The sequence below is a fragment of the Candidatus Thermoplasmatota archaeon genome, from assembly GCA_029907305.1.
Lineage (GTDB): Archaea > Thermoplasmatota > E2 > DHVEG-1 > DHVEG-1 > JARYMC01.
This window is the reverse complement of record JARYMC010000136.1, coordinates 1-1,512: the sequence shown is the minus strand read 5'-3', so window position 1 is coordinate 1,512 and position 1,512 is coordinate 1. Positions and strand designations below refer to the sequence as shown.

General features: G+C 37.0%; 2 protein-coding genes. Both read right to left on the bottom strand.

Going from position 1 to position 1,512, the window contains the following annotated elements; all coding sequences use genetic code 11:
* Positions 1–282 precede the first annotated feature (282 nt).
* On the bottom strand, positions 283–696 hold the full coding sequence (locus tag QHH19_07330; protein ID MDH7518131.1) for a hypothetical protein: 414 nt from the start codon (positions 694–696) through the stop codon (positions 283–285).
* A 288-nt stretch (positions 697–984) separates the two neighbouring features.
* The coding region (locus QHH19_07325; protein ID MDH7518130.1) for a TCP-1/cpn60 chaperonin family protein at positions 985–1,512 on the bottom strand (528 nt) is incomplete at its 5' end.

Genomic DNA, 1,512 nt, shown 5'->3' with positions numbered 1-1,512 from the left:
CCATCCTGCTACCATGGAACGGGATGGACGCCATCGTGATATTTTTAAAGTAGTTGCATAATTACAAAACGAGAGACGTCCATCTCGTTCAGGTATGCAAAAAAACGATATGGATTCTCTCCATAAAAACCTAATTTACGGGCAACACTCCGATTTGTTAATGCAGATATTATTGATTAGTTTTTTACATAAATCTCATTTCTAACAAATAAGGCATACGAAAACACTTAATTTCAATTGTTTTTTTTCTTTGCGGGCTTTTCAATATATTGCTCCAATTCTTTATTCCCCAAAATCAAATCCGCCAAAAAGCCTGTTTGAAGGAATATGTCTAAGAGCAACATTACCTTTGCAATTTTTAATTTCATCCCCTTCTTTTATTAATCCAGTTGGAAGCTGAGCTGCCCCTGAGCAAACCTCATGATCATCCCACCTCAAATTACTTTCATATAACTTTTGTACTTTGAGGGTTCTTGTACTTTTATCCATTGAAAAAACAGCAGGTGTTTTTGGCAGCTTATCCCCCTGTTTTTCTAGTTTGCCAGATGCTATCAAAGCTAAGATTAGACAGAAAAGTCCTGTGAGGAAAAACTGCAATGGATACATCCAAATGGCAAGGATCCAACTAACAAACCAGATAATGGCTAGAATCTTTTCAGTACTAGGTATTTTATCTAATATCCCATCCACATCCATGAGAATATGAATAAAATACAGGTTTATAATTTTATTTTTTTGAGTTTTTTCTATAAATCAACAGAGTTGAGTTTTATATGTAGATAAAATAAATGAACCTTTTTATACCATTCCATCTAGCAAGCTATACAAGGAGTTCTTCTCATATAAAAAACGTAAAAAACGTTGTTTTCCTCATGAGATCTGGAAAAAAGGGAGTATAATATTATTTATTTTTTTATCCTATAGTTACAGAGTTAAAAATAGTTAAATAAAAAAACTATAAAAGAAAAAAAATAGAGATTTTAGCTAGTCAGTATCGTAGTCCTCACCGGATTCACCCGATGTTTTTTTACCTGATGGAGTAGAGCTTGTGCTCTTCGCTGCAATGACATCATCGATTCTAAGAATCATAATGGAGGCTTCTGTTGCTGATTGTATCTCCTGCATACTCACACGAAGTGGCTCTATAACATTTTGTTTGAGCATATCTGAGATTTTTCCGTTGAAAACATCAATCCCTGCGTACTTGTTTCCCTTCTTTTGCGCCTGACGGAGTTCAAGCATGATATCAATGGGATCAAGACCAGCGTTCTGAGACAGTGTTTTTGGTACAACCTCTATAGCGTTTGCAAATGCCTCAATCGCCATCTGTTCACGGCCACCTATTGAGGGCGCGTAGTCTCTGAGTGCCATCGCTATTGCGGTTGCTGTAGCTCCACCACCAGCGGTTATCTTACCGTCTTCTAAAGCAGCTTTAACAACTGATAATGCGTCGTGTAGCGCTCGCTCTAGCTCATCAACAACATGCTCTGTTCCACCACGTATCAGTATTGA

Coding starts and splice junctions, on each gene's coding strand:
- QHH19_07330 (MDH7518131.1), bottom strand. CDS start 696: ATGGATGTGGATGGGATATTAGATAAAATACCTAGTACTGAAAAGATT.